The 18887-nt window shown below is 36.6% G+C and carries 15 protein-coding genes; 7 read left to right on the top strand and 8 right to left on the bottom strand.

The window, feature by feature from the left end; all coding sequences use genetic code 11:
- Nucleotides 1-6: 6 nt before the first annotated feature.
- Entirely contained in the window at nt 7-738 is a 732-nt protein-coding gene (gene mtnC, locus EHQ47_RS14195) for an acireductone synthase (protein ID WP_135747734.1), read from the top strand.
- On the opposite strand, the gene EHQ47_RS14190 is transcribed toward mtnC, so the two are convergent.
- Both EHQ47_RS14190 and EHQ47_RS14185 read right to left on the bottom strand, forming a co-directional pair.
- A complete protein-coding gene (locus EHQ47_RS14190; RefSeq protein ID WP_135747733.1) occupies nt 735-965 on the bottom strand; it encodes a prokaryotic cytochrome C oxidase subunit IV in 231 nt (76 codons plus the stop codon). The genes mtnC and EHQ47_RS14190 overlap by 4 nt on opposite strands.
- Nucleotides 966-975: 10 nt before the next feature.
- Nucleotides 976-1548 (bottom strand): cytochrome c oxidase subunit 3, encoded by a 573-nt coding sequence (locus tag EHQ47_RS14185; protein ID WP_135747732.1) that lies wholly within the window; start codon nt 1546-1548, stop codon nt 976-978.
- A 314-nt stretch (nt 1549-1862) separates the two neighbouring features.
- Between EHQ47_RS14185 and EHQ47_RS14180 the strand changes: the two genes are divergently transcribed.
- From EHQ47_RS14180 to EHQ47_RS14165, 4 genes are read left to right on the top strand one after another with little or no spacing between them, the layout of a single operon-like run.
- Nucleotides 1863-2567 carry a c-type cytochrome gene (locus tag EHQ47_RS14180; protein ID WP_135747731.1) on the top strand — a complete coding sequence of 235 codons (705 nt, stop codon included), beginning with the start codon at nt 1863-1865 and terminating at the stop codon, nt 2565-2567.
- Nucleotides 2568-2576: 9 nt separating this feature from the next.
- Nucleotides 2577-3926 (top strand): cbb3-type cytochrome c oxidase subunit I, encoded by a 1350-nt coding sequence (locus EHQ47_RS14175; RefSeq protein WP_135747730.1) that lies wholly within the window; start codon nt 2577-2579, stop codon nt 3924-3926.
- 3 nt (nt 3927-3929) lie between these two features.
- Complete coding sequence (locus EHQ47_RS14170) at nt 3930-4712, top strand: CbbQ/NirQ/NorQ/GpvN family protein (RefSeq protein ID WP_135747729.1); 783 nt, start codon at nt 3930-3932, stop codon at nt 4710-4712.
- Nucleotides 4713-4721: 9 nt separating this feature from the next.
- A complete protein-coding gene (locus tag EHQ47_RS14165; RefSeq protein ID WP_135747728.1) occupies nt 4722-6494 on the top strand; it encodes a nitric oxide reductase activation protein NorD in 1773 nt (590 codons plus the stop codon).
- 9 nt (nt 6495-6503) lie between these two features.
- On the opposite strand, the gene EHQ47_RS14160 is transcribed toward EHQ47_RS14165, so the two are convergent.
- Genes EHQ47_RS14160 through EHQ47_RS14135 form a run of 6 tightly spaced genes read right to left on the bottom strand, consistent with a single transcriptional unit; the run spans nt 6504 to nt 14484 of the window.
- Nucleotides 6504-7730, bottom strand: a complete 1227-nt coding sequence (locus EHQ47_RS14160) for an NnrS family protein (RefSeq protein WP_135747727.1) — start codon at nt 7728-7730, stop codon at nt 6504-6506.
- 50 nt (nt 7731-7780) lie between these two features.
- Nucleotides 7781-8407, bottom strand: coding sequence for a Crp/Fnr family transcriptional regulator (locus tag EHQ47_RS14155; RefSeq protein ID WP_135694568.1), 627 nt, complete (start codon nt 8405-8407; stop codon nt 7781-7783).
- Between the two features lie 12 nt (nt 8408-8419).
- Nucleotides 8420-10417 (bottom strand): 7TM-DISM domain-containing protein, encoded by a 1998-nt coding sequence (locus tag EHQ47_RS14150; RefSeq protein ID WP_135777419.1) that lies wholly within the window; start codon nt 10415-10417, stop codon nt 8420-8422.
- Nucleotides 10414-12399 carry a sensor histidine kinase gene (locus EHQ47_RS14145; protein WP_135749739.1) on the bottom strand — a complete coding sequence of 662 codons (1986 nt, stop codon included), beginning with the start codon at nt 12397-12399 and terminating at the stop codon, nt 10414-10416. The genes EHQ47_RS14150 and EHQ47_RS14145 overlap by 4 nt, the downstream gene beginning before the upstream one ends.
- Nucleotides 12396-13319: a flagellar assembly protein FliH gene (fliH, locus tag EHQ47_RS14140; RefSeq protein ID WP_100744106.1), complete on the bottom strand. Its 924-nt coding sequence runs from the start codon at nt 13317-13319 to the stop codon at nt 12396-12398. The genes EHQ47_RS14145 and fliH overlap by 4 nt, the downstream gene beginning before the upstream one ends.
- 4 nt (nt 13320-13323) lie before the next feature.
- The gene (locus tag EHQ47_RS14135) at nt 13324-14484 is read right to left on the bottom strand and encodes a FliG C-terminal domain-containing protein (protein WP_135777418.1); all 1161 of its coding nucleotides are present in this window, start codon (nt 14482-14484) and stop codon (nt 13324-13326) included.
- A 113-nt stretch (nt 14485-14597) separates the two neighbouring features.
- On the opposite strand from EHQ47_RS14135, the gene EHQ47_RS14130 reads away from it, so the two are divergent.
- Together EHQ47_RS14130 and EHQ47_RS14125 are read left to right on the top strand one after the other, a co-directional pair.
- A complete protein-coding gene (locus EHQ47_RS14130; RefSeq protein WP_135777417.1) occupies nt 14598-16712 on the top strand; it encodes an adenylate/guanylate cyclase domain-containing protein in 2115 nt (704 codons plus the stop codon).
- Complete coding sequence (locus EHQ47_RS14125; RefSeq protein WP_135777416.1) at nt 16700-18844, top strand: adenylate/guanylate cyclase domain-containing protein; 2145 nt, start codon at nt 16700-16702, stop codon at nt 18842-18844. The genes EHQ47_RS14130 and EHQ47_RS14125 overlap by 13 nt, the downstream gene beginning before the upstream one ends.
- Nucleotides 18845-18887: the final 43 nt, after the last annotated feature.

The raw sequence follows: 18887 nt of genomic DNA, 5'->3' as shown, positions 1-18887 counted from the left end.
GGCTAGATGGATATCAAACACAACTTACTCGATATTGAAGGGACAACAGCACCAATTGCTTTTGTCCATCAGATCCTTTTTCCTTATGCTAAAAAACACATCACTCGTTTCCTAAAGGACTTCCAATTTTCGGAAGCCCGGTTGCAGGAAATCCAATCAGAATTTGAAAAGGATATGAATCTTCGTGAGGAAAGTTTTTTATATCGATTTTCCAAATCGGATTCTTTTACAAAACTGGAACCGATTGTTTTTTCTACGGATCTTATTCCCTCTTACTTTGAATATTTAATTGAGAAAGATCGGAAATTTGGTCCATTGAAAGAAATCCAAGGTAAAATCTGGAAAGAGGGATATGAATCAGGTGAAATCAAAAGTACGGTTTATCCTGATGTACCTGGATTTTTAAAAAAAGCAAAAGAATCTGGAATCCAAAATCATGTGTATTCTTCAGGATCTGTGGAAGCACAAATTTTGATTTATCAATATTCAGAGTTAGGTGATCTTCGAAATTATTTTGAATCTTATTTTGACACAGCAGTTGGTGGGAAAAGAGAAAAGGCGAGTTATGAAAACATCGCTCGGGAACTAAAGTCTTCCCCAGACCAAATTCGATTTTTTACCGATATCGTAGAAGAAGCGGAAGCTGCTCATACGATAGGAATGGATGTTGTGATTTTAAATCGGCCAGGAAATATTCCGCAAAAACCACATTCCTTTCCTATCTGGGATCATTTTTAAGTCAGTAACAACATACTAGCAGAATAAATTCCAATAAGAACCGGAAAGGCCACCTTCCAAAATGGGTGTGCCACTTTCAAATTCATAAATACAAAACAAATCAAGAGAAACTTGATCGCACTTAAATGAATCAGATTCCAAGTTCCTGGTAACACGGATCCCATCCCAAAAAAAGAATAATATACAATACCCAAAAGAACTAAATATGTAAGTAGAATTAATTTCATCATAAACCTCTTATTGGATTAAATACAACGCCGGATATAATAATAACCAAATCAAATCGCACATATGCCAAAACACAGCACCGGCTTCTAAGTTATCAAAGGAGATTGTTTTTCGACTCAAGTATATGATCCATAGAATGATGACTCCCACAACGACATGGAGGTAATGAAACCCTGTGAGTAACCAATAATAACTAAAAAACTGGCTTGTTTCAAGACCATATCCTAATAACCATTTTTCTCGGAACTCATAGAATTTAAGAAAAAGAAACGCAAATCCAAAAACGATAGATGTTAATAACAAGATTGTAAAAAACTTTGGATTGTTTTTGGTTTTGTAATGTACTGCCGTTGCGATACAAAACCCGCTGGTGAGTAAAAATACAGTATTCCAAAATGCAAAAGATTTGTTTAAATGTGACTGCATATCAGTAAATGCAGTAAGATCTTTTGACTTATCATATACTAGGGAACCAATTCCTAAACAAAACGTAAGTACTTCGACAAGGATAATCATCCAAATCAGGATTCCACCAGGTGGGTACCATAAGGATTGGTTTGTTTCTATTTTGTTTTCGTGCATCGAATCCTCCATTGTTCTTTTATAACATCTGCATCATTGAATATTCAATAGTTTTGATTTTACTTATATTTAAGTCCTTTGACCTTCTAGTAAAAGATTTTGGGGATTTCTTTAATCTTCGGACAAATTGTATCTTCCTATTGAACTTGAACGCAGTTCATCGTCACTTTAATTGATTCTGATTATCAATTAACCACTGTTCCTGGATTCAATCATTATGTTATTAGAAAAATTCAAATTCGTACTTGATATAAATCAATGCGAAAACTAAAATCTGCACCTACAATTCAAAAAATTGAAATTAGGAGGCAAGGATGCTATCAAAATCGCAAGCCAGGGCGTTCTTTTTGGGAGGCACCTTTTTGTTCAGTGCTATCTTTGTGTTTCTCACTGTGGATACCTTGCGACAAAACGATTTCCGAACCAATGCGCAAAACATGACAGCGGATGTTTTGAAAGGAAAGGAAATTTGGGAAAAAAACAATTGTATGGGATGCCATACATTGTTAGGTGAAGGAGCTTATTACGCTCCCGATTTAACAAAGGTCGTCGAAAGAAGGGGAGCTACTTGGATCGATGTATTTTTAGACGATCCACAGGCGATGTTTCCTGGAGAACGTAAGATGATCAAATACGGCTTCAATAAGGAAGAAAAGGGGCAAATCATTGCCTTTCTTGATTGGGTTGGTAAAATTGATGCCAATGGATGGCCTCCAAAACCAAATATCCCAATCGATTCCATTGCCACTCCACAAGTTCCACAGGCAAAATCAAATGCAGTTGTCATGGCTCAACCTGAAAAGTTTTCTCAACTCTGTGTCGCTTGTCACGCAGTAGGTGGTAAGGGTGGAAATGTTGGACCCGCACTTGATCATGTAGGTTCCAAGTTTGATTCTGATTATCTCAATCGTTGGTTATCAGATCCACAAGCCATCAAACCGGGAACAAATATGCCAAAGTTGCCGTTAACTGATCCTGAAAGAAAAGACATCGTTACTTATCTTTCGGCGTTGAAATAAGGAGAAACAATGAGATTCCAATCACAAAAGGTCGCATATTGGTTCTTTGCAACTTGTATGTTACTCTTATCTTTACAAATCGTTTATGGCTTTATTATGGGTTTTGCTCGTATCGGGTTTGATGGATTACATGACTTTATTCCATTTAATACCGCTCGTGCAACACATACAAATTTACTCGTTGTATGGTTGTTAACTGGCTTTATGGGAGCTGCTTATTATATCATTCCTGAAGAATCTGATAGAGAGTTGTATAGTGTAAAACTTGCTTACATCCAACTTCTTTCTTGGGTTGTTGTGGGTGTGATTGCCATCATTGGATTTCACTTCAATTGGTGGGAAGGTCGTAAGTTCTTAGAAATTCCAAGGCCTCTCGACTATTTGGTAGTTGTGAATGTTTTAACATTTTTGTTTAACATCGCTATGACCATCTGGGAAGCTAAAAAAAGAAGTACAACTCAACTGGTTCTCTTCTTTGGTTTGTTATGTGCGGCTCTACTTTATTTACCAGGTATGATCTACTTTGACAACCAAACACTCGATTCCTACTTTCGTTGGTGGGTAGTGCATCTTTGGGTGGAAGGAGTTTGGGAACTCATCATGGGTGGTATCCTTGCCTTTTTACTCATCAAACTGACTGGAGTGGACAGAGAAGTCATTGAAAAATGGCTCTATGTTGTTGTGGGTTTAACTTTTCTTTCGGGAATTCTTGGGACCGGTCACCACTACTATTGGATCGGAACTCCTAAGTATTGGCTTATGGTCGGTGGAATATTTTCCGCTTTAGAACCATTGGCTTTTCTCGGGATGGCGATTTGGGCACTCAATATGTATCGCAAAAAAGGAAAAAATCATCCTAACAAAATTGCTCTCTATTGGACTTTGGGGAGTGCGATGATGTCTTTCATTGGAGCAGGATTTCTTGGGTTTGCTCACACTTGGCCTGCGGTTAACCAATGGACTCACGGAACACTCATCACTGCCATGCATGGACACCTTGCCTTCTGGGGGGCCTACGCCATGTTAGTGTTAGCTGTGATTTCCTACGCAATGCCAAATCTAACTGGAAGAAAGTTGTTTACTGGAATGTCAGGATATCTTGCATTTTGGGCTTCGAATATCGGAATGTTAGGAATGACGGGAGCACTCGCTGTTGCCGGAATCACACAAGTGTATCTGGAACGTAAATTGGGTATGGACTTCCTTGTGGTTCAAAAAGAAATTATATTCCATTTTATTGGGATGTTACTTGCGGCCACCCTGTTTACAGTTGGGATCACTTACTTTATTGTGGATTTCATTCGACATGGTCTTCCATCCGATGAAGCTGTAGGAAAAAATGCAGGTGATCTCGAATAATCTATGTTAACGAAGAAAGCACCCTATTACGAACCAATCGGTAAGGAAATAGAAATCTTTCAAATGGCGGCAGAGAATTCTCTGCCGCTTTTGTTGAAAGGTCCTACAGGCTCTGGTAAGTCTCGATTTTTGGAGTACATGGCTCATACATTAGGCCGTAGACTCATAACGATACTTTGTAACGATGAAACATCTTCTGTTGATTTAGTCGGAAGATTTTTAGTGAAAGGGGCGGATACCATTTGGATGGATGGGCCTTTGACAACAGGAGTCAAGGAAGGAGCCATTGTCTATTTAGATGAGGTCGCAGAAGCAAGACCAGACACTCTTGTAACCATTCACTCTTTAACTGACCATCGTCGTACTTTATTTTTAGAAAGAAAAAATGAAGAGATCCAAGCTCATCCTGACTTTTTACTCGTTGCATCCTACAATCCAGGATACCAAAGAGGATTTAAAGAATTAAAACCTTCCACCAAACAACGATTTCTTGGTCTGGACTTTCCTTATCCGAAAGCTTCTGTCGAAGAAAAAATTATCGTGGGAGAAACGGGGATTAGCGATTCCATATCGAAAAAGCTAGTCCAATTTGCAGGTTTGGTGAGAAACAAATCAGAGTTAGGTTTGGCGGAAACGGTTTCGACAAGATTACTTGTTTCTTGTGCCAAATTAATGGCAAAGGGCCTACCGGCGCGCTTAGCAGGAAGGACTGCAATCATTTTACCACTCTCTGACGATTTGGATACGGTTGCTGCATTGCAAGATAGTTTTGATCTGATTTTTTAGGATATACATTTGGAATGGGATCAATTTGTCTTCTACCAAGGTCATAAACTTTGGAAAAAAATTCGTAAAAAACTAACTCCACCAAATCCATATTATGCGTATCAAATGGCTTTAGAGGAAGTTCGAATCCTCCGTTATTTACAAACCTTAAAAAAAGAACCTACCACTTTGATACTTGGCGGTGAGTTGATTTCGCTTGGCCAAAATTATTTAAAATTTCCCGAAGAAGTACATTGGTTTTTATCTGAATCCAGTTCTAAAAAATTTGTTCGTATCTACCTTGCCTATCTTTCCTTTCTTTCGAATGACAAAGAGCTGAAAAAAAGAAAGAGTGAGAATGATCTAAAGATAAAGGAAGAAACATCCCTAAAAAAAGAAAATTTTTTTTATCAGTTCCGAAAGTTTCTAAAAGTATTCCCAGGTATTCGTGGTGACTGGAAAGATATTAAAAAAGAAAGGTTTGAGATTCGAAAAAAAGATCCAACACAATACAAAAAAATCTCTTCAATTTTGATCCAAACATCTTCCTCTGTTTCCGATTTGAAACATGAGTTTCCCACAGGAAAAGATTTTATATCAAAGACTGATAAACAAAAAATTAAGTCAAAAGAATCAAAACAAAAATTAGATCCAATTGATGCCGAAGTTTTGGAAGTGGATGAGAAAAAAATAGAGGAATATACATTAGGTCACAATTTTGAAAAAATCGAAACGGTAGAAGAGTTTGATGGGCAATGGCGTGATATTGATGGAGAAGAAGATATGGAGGAAGAGGAAGCACTACAAGAGCTAAACTTAAAACATATCATTCGCACAGAAGATCCAGTGCATACCACTCGAAGTAGTGAGTCAGGAGTTGGAACAACACTTGAAATTTTAGATGAAATTTATTTGGGAAATCGTTTTACCTATCCTGAGTGGGATTATAAATTAAAAAACTATAAACCAAACTATTGTAACGTTATTGAAGAATTTCCAAATCAAAAGGACGTTACTTACACCAAACACGTATTAGAAAAGCAATATTCTACTTTGACTCAATTAAAAAAGAAAATGATGGCCCTTTTGAACCAAACAAGAATCAAAAAACGATTGGTATCGGGAGATGATATTGATTTGGATGCGCTTGTGGATCGTTATGCAGATATCAAAGCGAAAATCAGTCCGTCGGAATCAATTTATATGAATCCGATTCGGGATGTATCCGATATGGCTTTGTATTTTTTAGTTGATTTGAGTTTATCTACTGACTCTTGGATCCAAGAAAAAAGAGTATTAGATGTAGAAAGAGAAAGTTTACTTTTATTTTCTGAATGTTTGGAGGATTTAAAAATCCCGTTTGGAATCGCTGGTTTTTATTCTAGGACTCGTAATTTTAATCAGCTGATCCATTTAAAACAGCTTTCAGAACCGTGGATGAGCGCACGTGATCGTTTGGGTTCGCTTTCTCCCATTGGATACACTCGGGTGGGGCCATCGTTACGACATGTGAATTCTATTTTAAAAGATACATCTTATAAACAAAAATGGATCATCCTCATCACAGATGCACGTCCTAATGATTATGACAAATATGAAGGAAAATATGGAATTGAGGATGTCAATAAAGCAGTCGGTGAATGTTTGTTAAATGGAGTTCAAGTGTATACGTTAGCAATCGGAACCGAAGAAAAGCCAACGATTCCCGCGATGATGAGAAATGCTAGTTACCAAATGTTGTTCCACCCAGAAAGGCTCCTCGATTCTCTCCAAGAGTTTTTTCGAAGAGCCATAAGGGTGTAATCCAAACGTTTAAGATGGCTTTCCGTCTGGTCTTGGGCTAAACAATATCTTTGTATATTGGAAAATAAACAAAACAAAAACAAGGATCCAAGAAATTCCTGAAAGATGATAGGCCAGATTGTATTTCCCGATTAAAGGGAAAAATACTCTAACAACTACCGCAAAATTTAATAGAATATAAGCACCTACTGTAAGTGGTGATGCAACAATGCTTCTTCCTGTATGGCCTAAACTCACACGTGTGATCATTCCATAGATAAAAACACCAATCCCGCCGACAGTCAAACTATGCACTGCGGAAGAAACAGGAAAGTAACCCAAAGATACAAGGCTATACAATAAAAATCCTAAACAAACCCAGAAGTAACCAGTATACAAAATCCAAAGGATGGGTTTTTTATAGGATCTCCAGGGTTTCCAGGAAACATAACGGATGAGATTGGTAACAAACAAAGTAAAACTAACTAAAAAAGTGAATAAGAGAATCACACTCCCAAAATTGATATTTGTAATATCAATGTGAATGGATTCATGATTGGTTAAATAACCTTGGATTATTAGAGAAACATAAAATACAAACGGCAAATATAAGATAACCGTTTCTAATTTAGGCATTCGTTTGAATGAATATCCAGGAATGACAACTCCGGAAAAGAAAGGAACAACTCGCCCTCCAATAATCAAAATGAGAAATAAAATTACAAAAATACTTAAATGAATATATAATAAGGTCTTTTCTGAATCCATTACCGATCTTGCAGAAAAACCTGCTAACAAATGAAATACGGTGAATAGTCCGTAGTGATATAAAATGGGACGGTTGTGTTTTTGAGTTGGAACTATTAATTTTGGATAGAGAAGGAGAATGACCATCAAATCGGAGCTGATGTCCAAACCGAAGGATAAATAAGAAACTATCCCAAGTGGATACATCGAAAATCTTCCTAAAGTCCAAAAGAGAAGGAGGAAAAAAAGATTTTTCCCTTTTAAGATACTAGAGTTTGTCCAGTTTTGGACCGCCGTAAAAAGAAATCCAAGGACTATTGCTTTGGAAAATCCAAATACCATTTCATAAGAATGCCAATGAATGGAATTAATTTGAATAGGATTTGTTATCGCATTTGATAATATTAATAACCAAATCCCGATCACTAAAATGCCATAAACCGAACCAAACCAAAAAAAAGGTCGGAAGGCAGTATTCCATAAACTCCATTGAAAAAAAGAAATCTTCATGATTCGATCCTAATGGAAATTAGAATCATTTCATTGATTCAAATCAAGAACTATGCTAAAATTTTCAATAGTCCTTCTTTGTCGATAATGGAAATTTCTCCTTTTTGGGTATCGATAAGACCTTGTTCTTTTAATTGTTTTAGTATTCTTGAGAATGTTTCCGGCCTTAAATAAAGAAGAGAAGCCATTTGTGTTTGTTTTAATGCCAGAGAATCTGGAGTCCCGTAGAATAAAAAATGAGCCACCCTTTGCATGGCATCCATCGTAAGTCCGCGATTGATTGCTAAATTTAAGGTATCAATTTTATTCATCAATGAGTGCATTAGAATATGGTTTAATTCGATATTTTTGTGAATGCGTGTTTGTACTTCTGAAAGAGGCATTCTTAAGATCGTACTACTTTTTGTGAATCTACCGGAGGCAGGATAAGGAATGCCTTGGATGACTGCCCACTCGGCAATGATACTTACGGGACGAAAGAATGTTAAGGTCACCTCATTCATGTTCCCATCGTATTTGAATACCTGAAGATCACCGGAAACGAGTAGGTCCATGTAAGCAACCGGATCGCCACCATGAAATAAAAATTCATCTTTTGAGAATGTAAGTTCCTGACAACCTTCAAAGGCCTTCCTCAATGATTCTGGATTTGGTTGTGTTAGATACTTTATGATCATGAATTTTAGATTTTATTTTTTCTTTTTAAAGTTTGGAATCTTTATTTCAGTTTCTTTTAAAAATTTCCAAATCCGCTTTAAGGTAACTCTCCAATCTTCTTTTCCTGTTTTATTTGAAGTTGAAGGAGTAGATGTTTTTGATTCTTTGATTGGTTGTAATTCGGAGATAGGAACGATTGCAGCAATACCTAAATCGATTTTTAAATATTTCTTTTTGATGATTTTGAAATCAATTTTAGCACCTAACAAACGAACAATCTCAAGAATAATGGCCCATTTGACTTTTACGGGGGTCAGAGTATTATAGTTTTCTACCAAATCACTAAATAATCTCTGTGAAACTTTTGGATTGCTATGAAACAATAAAAAGCGGAAGTGAACATTCCCTTTTAAATCCTGTGTGATGATTAAATCATTATGATTGAATTCTTTGAAAGGAGGAAAGTCTACTAACCTAACAACAACTGAGTTGATTAAATCTAAACTGTTATGAATTTCTGTTTCTGGATTTACTTTAATCGAATATGTGATGTCATCTTCTGGGATCACTTCGTTGATAAACGAAATGAAATTGACTTGTTCTTTGAATGGAACTTCCTTTAAAACTTCCAAACGTGAAAGTTCAATGATATCATCCATTACGTTGTCAATGGATGATTGGACCTCTATTACTTCTTTTACTAAGTTTTTATCCTTGGTTTTTTGCGTAGATTCACGGAAAGAAATTAGTTTTTCTTTCATCGATTTCAGAGGACCTGAAATCATCGCATCCATATAATAGAATATCTTTTCTCGTAAAGAGTCTGCTTCTTTTAGTCTTTCATATCTGTTTTGAAGTTTGCGTTTCATCATTAAAAATTGAAATCGCAGGGCCAATGTCATGAGAACTAGATAAACTAAAAAACTAGTTTCAAGAGAGGATGGTGAATTTAAATAACCTCGCTCAATTAAAATTTCTTTTAGAATTGAATATAATAAATATATGAGTGCAAGTAAGTGGATTGTCGATCCCCGAGCTTGGTCACGGAACTTTAAAAAAGTAACATAAATTGCATATCCAATCACCGCGAGTAAATGAATGTCCCAATATCCGATGAAGTTATACCAAAATACTGGATTATGGATGATTGCAAATACTGCTATAAAGAAAAACTGAGTTAACAGATATAATCTTTGGTATTTGAAAGGTTTAAGCTCAAAGAAATCTTGAATGAATTTAATAAATCCATAAGGAAGGATAAGAAGAAATGAATATTCAATAAATTTTAATATTGCAAATTGATTGATCAAAAAGAATCGAACTTCGTTTTTTGATAACTCATAACCGGAGAAAATTAGCGCTAGAATACTGAAACTAAGGTATTCTTTTTTGTCTCGAAGATTGAAGAAGTTTATAAAGAAAAATAATGCTATAAACAGATAAAATCCAACAAAAATCAATTCTACAAGCGAATCATATAAGTTGCCATTTAGCGCTTCTTCATAGGTAACGATACGAATTGGACCAGTAATGATTCCGGCTGAAGTAGAAAGAGAAGAGTTAATTTTTACAATGAGAACATTCTCACCTTCTAACAATAAGTCATGGGGAATCGGATAAATTCTTGGTCTGCCAAAAGCAAATTCATCCGGATCTTTTCCGAATGCGGAATTATTTTTACCAATTAGAACACCATTAATAAAGACTTCATCCGATTGGTAGATTTTCCCAAGTTGTAGGGCTAAAGATTTTTGGTGCTGTTCTGTTGTGATTTCAAAGTTTTTTCTAACCCAAATGGAACCGCGATAACTTTTGTTTATATTGCGGAAATTGCTAGGAACAGTTGTGATATCTAAATTGTTGGCGTTAAATTCATTGTTAAGGATATCGGGGTTGTCGTTAAAATAAATTCCCCAATCATCACCATCTAATCTTAGTACAACGGTGTTTTCGTCTGTGAAACGTGCGCAGTTTGAAACAAATAAAAAGAAACTTAGAATAAAAATTCTATATAAAATTGAAGATTTCATTTTTTAGGTTTCTCCGGAATCCGAATTGTGAATTTGGCTCCCATTCCTTCGCTTGACTTTAAACTTACGGTTCCACTTAGAAATTTTGTTGTGGCTTCTACGAGAGTTAAACCAATCCCTGCGCCGGGAATTTCATTTTTTTTATCGCGATAACCGCGAACAAATTTTTGAAATATGGTTTCCATTTCCAATTGGCTAAGGCCCATACCTTCATCCATAACGATCAATTGGTGGTAACCATCGCGATTGAAAAATTCAATACTAATGTCTGTTTTTTGATCGGTGTATTGGTATGCATTTTCTACGAGGTTTCTCAATATGCAAAATAACAATTCCTTTGGAAAATATATCTCTAAATCATTTGGTTTTACTTCGATAGATGTAGTTTTTCTATATTGTTCTAGATGGTTTTCAACGCTAGATACGCAGTTCCTAATTAATTCTGTGACTGAAAATGTTTCATAAAAAGGAATGTATGTTTTTTCCTCTAATTTTCTGAGAAGCATTGCTTCTTCTACCATATAACTCATGTAAGCAATATGGTCTTCAGCCTGTTTGATTGGATCAATTTCTTGTTTTGATCCTGTTTTGCTTTTAGTTTTCTTTTTTGCAGCTTGTTTTGGGGAAACTTTTGTTTGTTCTTTTAAAGCAGTTTTGCCGTGACTTGTGGAGATATTGTCGATGGCTTTTTTGATTTTTTCCATTCCCGATTTGAATTCAGAGGATAAATTAATTAAAAAACCAGTTTTGACTCTTTCCATTTGGATGAGTTCTTTTTCTTGTTCGATAAAGTTCTCTAATCCTAAAACAATGTCGTTGGAAAGTTGGATGGATATCATTACCAAAAAGATCAAAAATCCTAAATACAAAGTTCCAGGCATAGAAATGATTTCTAAAGCCGAGAGACTATCGATTAAAATTGTAGGTAATATACATGCAATTCCGATGAGGATGTATTTTACCTTTGCTATGTTTGCTTTTCCATTCTTTACAAACAAATAAATCACAAGACCCATTGCCACTGGCAAAACATAATTGAAAAGTGCAATGACCAAAATCCAAGTTTTAGGAGTTCTAAAAAAAAGTGTAATTACGAATAATGCAAATAAAAATACTTCATACACCAATAAAACTATGTTACGTTTCATTTTTAAATATTGGTGCATAAAGTTGATAAAAAATACAGGAAGGCAAATGAGAACTAATAGTTCCGCAACATAAGACCAAGTAAAACTATCAAATAAAATATCTCTGTGTTGGGTCCGGATTAAAACATATATCCCCATGAAAATGGAAAATAAGGCAAAGAAAAAGTTTTCACCAGCTCTCCCGCGGACAATGGAACCTACTAAAAAGTAGATTCCCATAAAGATAAATACATAACCACATACCATGGCAAACGCTTCTTTCGAAAAGACAGTTTCACGTAACAGACGTTCTTTTGCGATTGTCGGAGCTTCTTTCAGTCCATTCAGGTTTGTTGCCGCATAGATACGGATCGCCATAATGTTGAGGCCCGGTTTGAGAAGATGGGTTGGCAGAGAGTATATTCTAATTTTTTGAAAGTCAACTTCTAGTTTGGGAAGAACGGTTCCTGTTTTATCAATTAGAGTTCCATTTAAATAAAACTCATCGATGTCTCGGATGCGACCCAATTGGATGGCAATTGGTTCCACTGGGGTTGTGTAATTGTCTGGTAAAAAAAAGGAACAACGATACCAGTGATAGCCTGTTAGATTTTCTGTTTTTGAAATTCCATAATCAGGAACAGAACGTTTGACCCAGAAAGATTCTTCTACAGTTTCATCTCTCCAATCTAAGTTATCTCCTTTGCGAAATAACCAGTCAGTTTTTAAAACAACCGGTTTTTCGAAGGAAGTGATCATGGTTCCGCATGGTTCCGCCGCCAAACTAAAAACAGTTGGAAAAAGAACGAATGAGAACCCGAATACGAGTTGGTAGATACGGGTTTTCGAAATCATATCGGTTCTACGTTTCGAATTGCCTCTTCGATTTCTTTGAGCTGAGTAGAAATCCTTGCGTCGATTGCTCCCACATCTGTTTCGATGATCACTCCACCACGATCTACACGTGAATCTTCGTAAATGTTTACTTTTCTGAGTGATTCCATCAGTTTGATGAGTTCGTCTTTGTGAGCAGTAGTCAGTTCCAAGTCAGCAAAGTTCACACGGATGTCGATACGGTCACGATCTTTAATTCGTTTCATTGCTTCACGGATATTATTGAGTACAATTTCTTTACGCTCAATGATTTCGTCTTTGATTACTTTTCTTGCAATGACAAGAATCATTTCGACCATTTGTTTTTCTGATGCCGCAATCATTTCTTCGCGGATGTCGATCGCCTTACCAATGATAGTTCCTAATCGGTCAATGAGTCGTCTCACTTCCCCTTGGCCTTTTTTGAATCCAACTTCACGGCCAGCGTCATAACCTTTTTGGTATGCTTCGTGTTCGATCTCAGCCTGTTTCATTTCGGCTTCTTTGATCATACGTTCGACTTCCATCTTAGCACGATCTAAGATTTGTTCCGCTTTGGCACGGCCAGAGTCTTCTTCTAGTTTGATTTTTTCTTTGGAGTCTTGAACCATTTGGAAGGCTTTGGTTCTACCTTCTTCTTCAATGGACTTGGCTTGTTTTTTTGCGTCTTCTAATAATTGACGGACTTGTTCTTCAGTTTCTTGGCGATACCTTTGGAGTTCCGCTTCGATTTCTTCAATCGATGGACCTTGGTACTGTTCAATGATATTCCCTTCTTGGTCTATCTCGAAGTCTTCTTGTTCGTCGGTTTTATGAAATTTTTTGTACTTATCAGGAAGTTGAATCTCAACTTCTTCTTGTAAGTCGGCAATTTGGATTGGTTTAAAGACGAGTTTTGCCATATACTTACTTCAATCTCCAGAGTTTCACTTTGCCCTCATCCATTGCCTCTCGCAAGCGATCTAAGATACCCTTTTGGGCTTCTTCGATTTCTGCTAAAGAAACAGGACCTAACGAATCCCATTCGATCTTTATTTCTTTCACAAGCCAAGATTCCAAATTGGAATAAACTTGGTCGCGAAAATCCGTCTCCACTCCTTTCAAAGCACAAGCTATGACAAGAGGATGGATTTCAGAAAAGAACCGAGTGAGGCTCGTCCTTCCTAAATGAAGGAGGTCTTCCAAACGAAAGTAGTGTTCTACTATAGTTTCGGCATATTCTGGGCTTTTTTTCTGAATTCGTTCAATTAAATTTTGAGAAGGCAAAAAAGGAAGTCGAGTCAGAATTTCGCCGGCAGTTTTTGCCTTCCGGCTGCGGATCTTCGAAACCGGCATTTTTTTCTCGATCAGTTCCATTTTGAACCGAAGGAACCGCTCTAATTGGTCCCTTTCTCTGTCCGAATGGTAGTCAATTTCGGAAAGAGCTAAAATGACATCCTCCCGATGGTTTTCTGGGTATTCGGATAGGACTTCAGAGGCCGTCTCTGGATCTGAAAAACTAAGAACCCTTGCCACAACTTCTGACGATTCGTCCATGGTCAGGTGGCGGAGCATTTCCAGAGAATATTTGGGGAGTTCCGGCCAAAGAGGTGCGTTCGACTTAGATTCTTCTTCTTTTAGGATTTCTTGGAGGAGAGAATACAATTCATTTGAATCTGGATCTTCGTTATGCGAGTATTTCCCATCAGTTCCCCCAAAATTTCGGGGATTATATTCGCTATTCGTATAACCGCCATCAACTAAAGGGGAATTTTCGAACTTAGGGCCAATTTTTGCCTTCTTTTCTGGAGAATTATCGTCCTTCGCATATTTCCCCATGGTTTTGGTGGGGTGCCCTTGATTTGTATTTTTTCCCTTTGTTTGTTTCTGGTTTTTTTGAAGGAACTGGGTAAAGGAAAGGAGGATGTCTTTTTCTTGGCCTCGGGTTGGGGAAGGATTGGTCTCCACCTTGATGAGGAGTGATTCAATTTCATCATCACTCAAATGGGAGAAAACTTCATCCGGTAAATAGCGGCCGAGGATTTGGTAGGCAAGGGCGGCCTTGTTGGGTCCGGATGGAGTTTTCATTTAGGTGACATAATAACTGAATGGGATAGTCGTACAAACCAAAAAATATTATTTTTTTTAATTCGAAAACTTCCTTTCCAAATTCTTGTCCTCCAAGTCTCTGAAGGTTAGGGATGACCCGCCAAACAATAATCTATCTTTCCATTGCCCTTTTGTCAACGGCCTGTCGTATGGTGGCTCCTTCGCCGAAAATTCAATCGGGTGAATTGGATTTAAGAAACGTTTCGTTTGAATCAGGAGTCGCCATCGCGCTTCACGGAGACTGGAAATTTTATCCAGGACAATTCAACGTTCCTGAAGGTGCTCCTTCTTCAATTTACCTTCCCGTTCCAGCTCTTTGGAACCAAGTTCCTTTGCATTCGGAGATCAAGGATGGAAAGGGATATGGCACCTACGTGTTGGACATTCATCTTCCCAAAGAAAATCAAATTTATTCGGTTTATTTGCCTGAGGTTCGCACTTCATTTCGGTTGTTGGCGGGTAACAGAAGTTTGGTGTCGGGAGTTCCTGGCAAAACGAAAGAAACAACCATTCCAAGTGCCCAAGGGCAAAGTTTTACTATTGGTGCAGAGAATCATCTTCAGATTCGAATTGAAGTCAGTAATTTCCATCACAAAGAAGGTGGCCTCCCCAATGCACCAATCTTTGGCCTTGCTGAAAGTGTTCAAAATTATATTCTAGCACAAAGTACGATTGATTTAGCGTTAACGGGCGCTATATTTATGTTTGGTTTGTATCATTTTATTTTATTTTTCTATCGAAACAAACAAAGAGAAGCATTTTACTTTGGGTTTTTCTGTTTAGTTTTTGCTGCAAGAATTCCTTTTATTGGTAGTAAAACAATTTATGCTGTATTCCCAAATATTCCCTGGGAACTAGTGATTTATGTTGACTATGCATCTGTATTTGTTTTAGGAATTTTGTTTTTGTGGTTTGTTGATGGACTTTTTCCTAGATTTATCGATACAAAGTTGATTCTTTATTTCAGCGCTTACGTACAGTTTATGTTAGTTTATGGCTTAATCATTAAGCCGGAAGTTTATACTCAGTTTGAACTTGTATTTCAGGTATTAGGTCTTGTTTATGCTTTGTTTTTGGGAATTCGATTATACCAAATGATGGTTAGAGGGTTGCCTGAATCAGGAATTTTCTTTTTAGGATATTTGGTGCTGTTTGTTGGGTTCGTTTATGACGTTTTTCTTGCTTATCGTGGGGAAGGAGAATCAACATTATCTCAAATTGCTGTATTTTTATTTTTTGGGGTTCAGTCCACAATAGTAACACTTCGTACGGCAAGAAACTTCCATAAAAAAGTATTATTAAAAGAAGAATTCGAAACTATTAATGAACAGTTTATCTTAACAAATCGACTTTATGCAAAATTTATTCCTCGTGACTTTTTGACTCATTTGGGAAAGGAAAGTATCGAAGAAGTTCAGTTAGGTGATAGTAGCGAAAGAGAAATGACCATTTTGTTCGCAGACATTTGGGAGTTTTGGGATATCATATATTCCATTTCACTTGAAAACCGAATGTTATTTACTAATTCTTATTTAGGAAGGATTGGACCTTGTGTTCGCAAAAACAATGGTTTTATCGATAAATACATTGGAAGTGCGATTATGGCATTGTTTGATGGAGGGATTCAAGATTCCATCAAAGCAGCAGAAGAAATCCAATGGGAATTAGAAAAATACAATGAACGGAGGCGTTCATTGGGATATTTACCACTTCATGCAGGGATTGGAATTCATTCTGGTGACACCATGCTTGGAATTTTGGGGGAAGAGAAAAGATTTGAGTCGACCGTTATTTCTGACACAGTTAATCTTGCGAGTCGCATTCAAGGTTTAACAAAAAAATACGGTGCAAGAATTCTTGTAAGTTTAACTTCACTTATGATGCATGAAGATTTAGATACAATTCCTTATCGAATTTTAGATTTTGTTCGGGTCAAAGGAAAACAAGAATCTGTAATGATAGCAGAGGTATTAATTTCGGGTATTGATGATATTTCTAATAAAAAAATTGAAAATAAAGAAAGATTTGAAGCAGCAATTTTTGATTATGAACGTGCCGAATTTGTTTCAGCATTAGAAGGATTTCGCGAGGTGTTAACAAACAATCCAGAAGATTTGGCAGCACAGATTTATATTGAAAGATGTGAATACTACCAAGCAGCAGGTGTCGGTGAAGATTGGGAAGGGATTTCCGAATGGGAAAAATAAAAACACAAATCCAAATCCTTTTTGTATTTTTTATACCAATCATTTTATTGTCCTCTTGCCATTTTGGATCTTCGCAAGAAGCACAAAATGGATATTTGGAACTTCCCCTTGAAGCCATTAAAAACAATCAAAAACTTTCAACAGGTGGTGAGTGGGAATTTTATTGGGGAGAGGTTTTTGGGGAAAGTTTATTTGAAAAAATAAAAGAAACTAACAAAGCTTATGTGAAAGTTCCCTCGTCTTGGAATTCCTATAGACCAGAAGGAGAAGGCGGTGATGGTTATGCAGTATTTCGCCTAACACTAAAGGTTCCCGATCCCAACATTCGATATTACCTTCGGGTGCAACCTGCGACAAGTTCTTACGAGTTATATGTCAATCGGCAAAAAATTGCAAGTTCTGGAAAGGTGGGAACTGACGAATTAAGTGCGGTTCCAAAATACCAAATCCAATATGTATCTTTTCAACCAGAAGGTTTTGAACAAGAAATACTTTATGTGGTGAGTAATTTTCATCATGCGCGTGGTGGATATAGAAAACCAATTGAAATTGGGACAAAGGAAGTCATTCAAAATCAGTCACTTATTTATTCCGCAGGAGAGGTTTTTGTTTTTGGTGCGATGTTGACGATGGCATTATACCAACTAACAGTGTTTTTGTTTAGAAGAGAAGAAAAAAGCTCTTTATACTTTGCCTTGTTTTGTTCGTTTACTGGCCTTCGTTTAGTAGTTCTTGATAACTATTATATTGTTTATGCAATCCCAGATTTTTCTTGGCATTGGATGCAGGTTTTGGATTATACTTCTGCTCCTCTTCTTGTGTGTTTTTTCTTAGGTTATCTAAAGAGTTTGTTCCCCGGAAGATCCGAAGTACCTAAGTGGATGTTGTATTCTTGTTGGAGTATCACGGCTTGTTTTGTTTCTTTTGTTGTATTAACAGACGCTAAACTATTTACAAAAACAAATATTTTTTCTCAAGTATTAATCCTGTTTTTTAGTATTTGTTCTTTTTATGTAATTTTGAAAATTTATAAACAGAGAAAAAGAGATAGTAGTTTGGTGTTTTATGGATCATTACTACTTATGATTGGATCAACACATGATTTGATGGCAGGGAATTATTGGTTTCAGTCTCAACCATTGATGCCATTTTCATTGTTTGTTTTCTTTTTATTTCAGAGCATTCTCCTCGCGAGAAGAAACGCTAGGTTTTATTCTTCAATGGATACTTTGACAACAGAATTGATTGAAGTAAACAATCGCCTTGAAGCATCAAACAAGGTGTATGCAAAATTTGTTCCCTTGCGGCTCATTCAATTGTTTTCAAAGGTTTCCAATTCTAGAGTCAAACGCGGGGATTTTATCGTAAAACAAATGTCAGTATTGTCTTCTGACATTCGAAATTTTACCGCAATTTCAGAATCTTTAAGTCCAGAAGAAACATTTTTATTTCTCAACGATTATTTGAGACAAGTGGGGCCAACCATTCGCTCCCATAATGGGTTTATTGAAAAGTATGTTGGGGATGCTATTTTTGCTTTGTTTGAAAGAAAACCAGAAGATGCCTTATCTGCTGCAATCGAAATGCACAAAACAGTTGCAAAGTGGAATAATGAATCAATGTCTCATCGTGTTTCTGGCATTCAAATTGGAGTAGGGATACATTTTGGTGAATTGATGCTCGGAATCATTGGTGAAGAACAAAGAATCGAATCTGCTGTATTATCAGATTCTATGGGTGTTGCCAATTCTTTGGAATCAATGACCAAAAAATATGGTGCAAAAATCATTATTAGTTTGGATGCACTTCTTGAGTTAGAACATCCTGATTCCTACCCACATCGATTATTGGATTTTTTGAAAATACCAGCCAAACAAAAGTTAATTGGGATCGCGCAAGTGTTGGTGGAAGGTGTAGAAGAATCTTTCGGACTGAAGTTAAAAACGAAAGATCAGTTTGAAGACAGTGTTAATTTATTTTGGGATGGGGAATTTGAAAAAGCTGGGAAAGGGTTTCGAGAAGTTTGTGATATCGATCCTTCGGACAAAGCCGCCAAATTATACTTAGAAAGAACAGAAATCTACGCACAAAACGGACCTCCTCCAGGGTTTGGAAAAGGGTTTTTGGCATAAAAAAGACATAGATTCGGCCCTATTTTCGAAAAAGTTCTTGAAC

The organism is Leptospira bourretii (genome assembly GCF_004770145.1).
In the GTDB taxonomy this organism is placed as follows: Bacteria; Spirochaetota; Leptospiria; order Leptospirales; family Leptospiraceae; genus Leptospira_A; species Leptospira_A bourretii.
This window is presented reverse-complemented; position numbering and strand designations above follow the sequence as displayed.

Bases quoted from the DNA above. Each gene is read 5' to 3' on its own strand.
- EHQ47_RS14150 (WP_135777419.1), bottom strand. From the start codon at position 10,417: ATGAAATCTTCAATTTTATATAGAATTTTTATTCTAAGTTTCTTTTTA.
- EHQ47_RS14180 (WP_135747731.1), top strand. From the start codon at position 1,863: ATGCTATCAAAATCGCAAGCCAGGGCGTTCTTTTTGGGAGGCACCTTT.
- EHQ47_RS14130 (WP_135777417.1), top strand. From the start codon at position 14,598: ATGACCCGCCAAACAATAATCTATCTTTCCATTGCCCTTTTGTCAACG.
- EHQ47_RS14170 (WP_135747729.1), top strand. From the start codon at position 3,930: ATGTTAACGAAGAAAGCACCCTATTACGAACCAATCGGTAAGGAAATA.
- EHQ47_RS14175 (WP_135747730.1), top strand. From the start codon at position 2,577: ATGAGATTCCAATCACAAAAGGTCGCATATTGGTTCTTTGCAACTTGT.
- EHQ47_RS14160 (WP_135747727.1), bottom strand. From the start codon at position 7,730: ATGAAGATTTCTTTTTTTCAATGGAGTTTATGGAATACTGCCTTCCGA.
- fliH (WP_100744106.1), bottom strand. From the start codon at position 13,319: ATGGCAAAACTCGTCTTTAAACCAATCCAAATTGCCGACTTACAAGAA.
- mtnC (WP_135747734.1), top strand. From the start codon at position 7: ATGGATATCAAACACAACTTACTCGATATTGAAGGGACAACAGCACCA.
- EHQ47_RS14185 (WP_135747732.1), bottom strand. From the start codon at position 1,548: ATGCACGAAAACAAAATAGAAACAAACCAATCCTTATGGTACCCACCT.
- EHQ47_RS14135 (WP_135777418.1), bottom strand. From the start codon at position 14,484: ATGAAAACTCCATCCGGACCCAACAAGGCCGCCCTTGCCTACCAAATC.
- EHQ47_RS14155 (WP_135694568.1), bottom strand. From the start codon at position 8,407: ATGATCATAAAGTATCTAACACAACCAAATCCAGAATCATTGAGGAAG.
- EHQ47_RS14145 (WP_135749739.1), bottom strand. From the start codon at position 12,399: ATGATTTCGAAAACCCGTATCTACCAACTCGTATTCGGGTTCTCATTC.
- EHQ47_RS14190 (WP_135747733.1), bottom strand. From the start codon at position 965: ATGAAATTAATTCTACTTACATATTTAGTTCTTTTGGGTATTGTATAT.
- EHQ47_RS14125 (WP_135777416.1), top strand. From the start codon at position 16,700: ATGGGAAAAATAAAAACACAAATCCAAATCCTTTTTGTATTTTTTATA.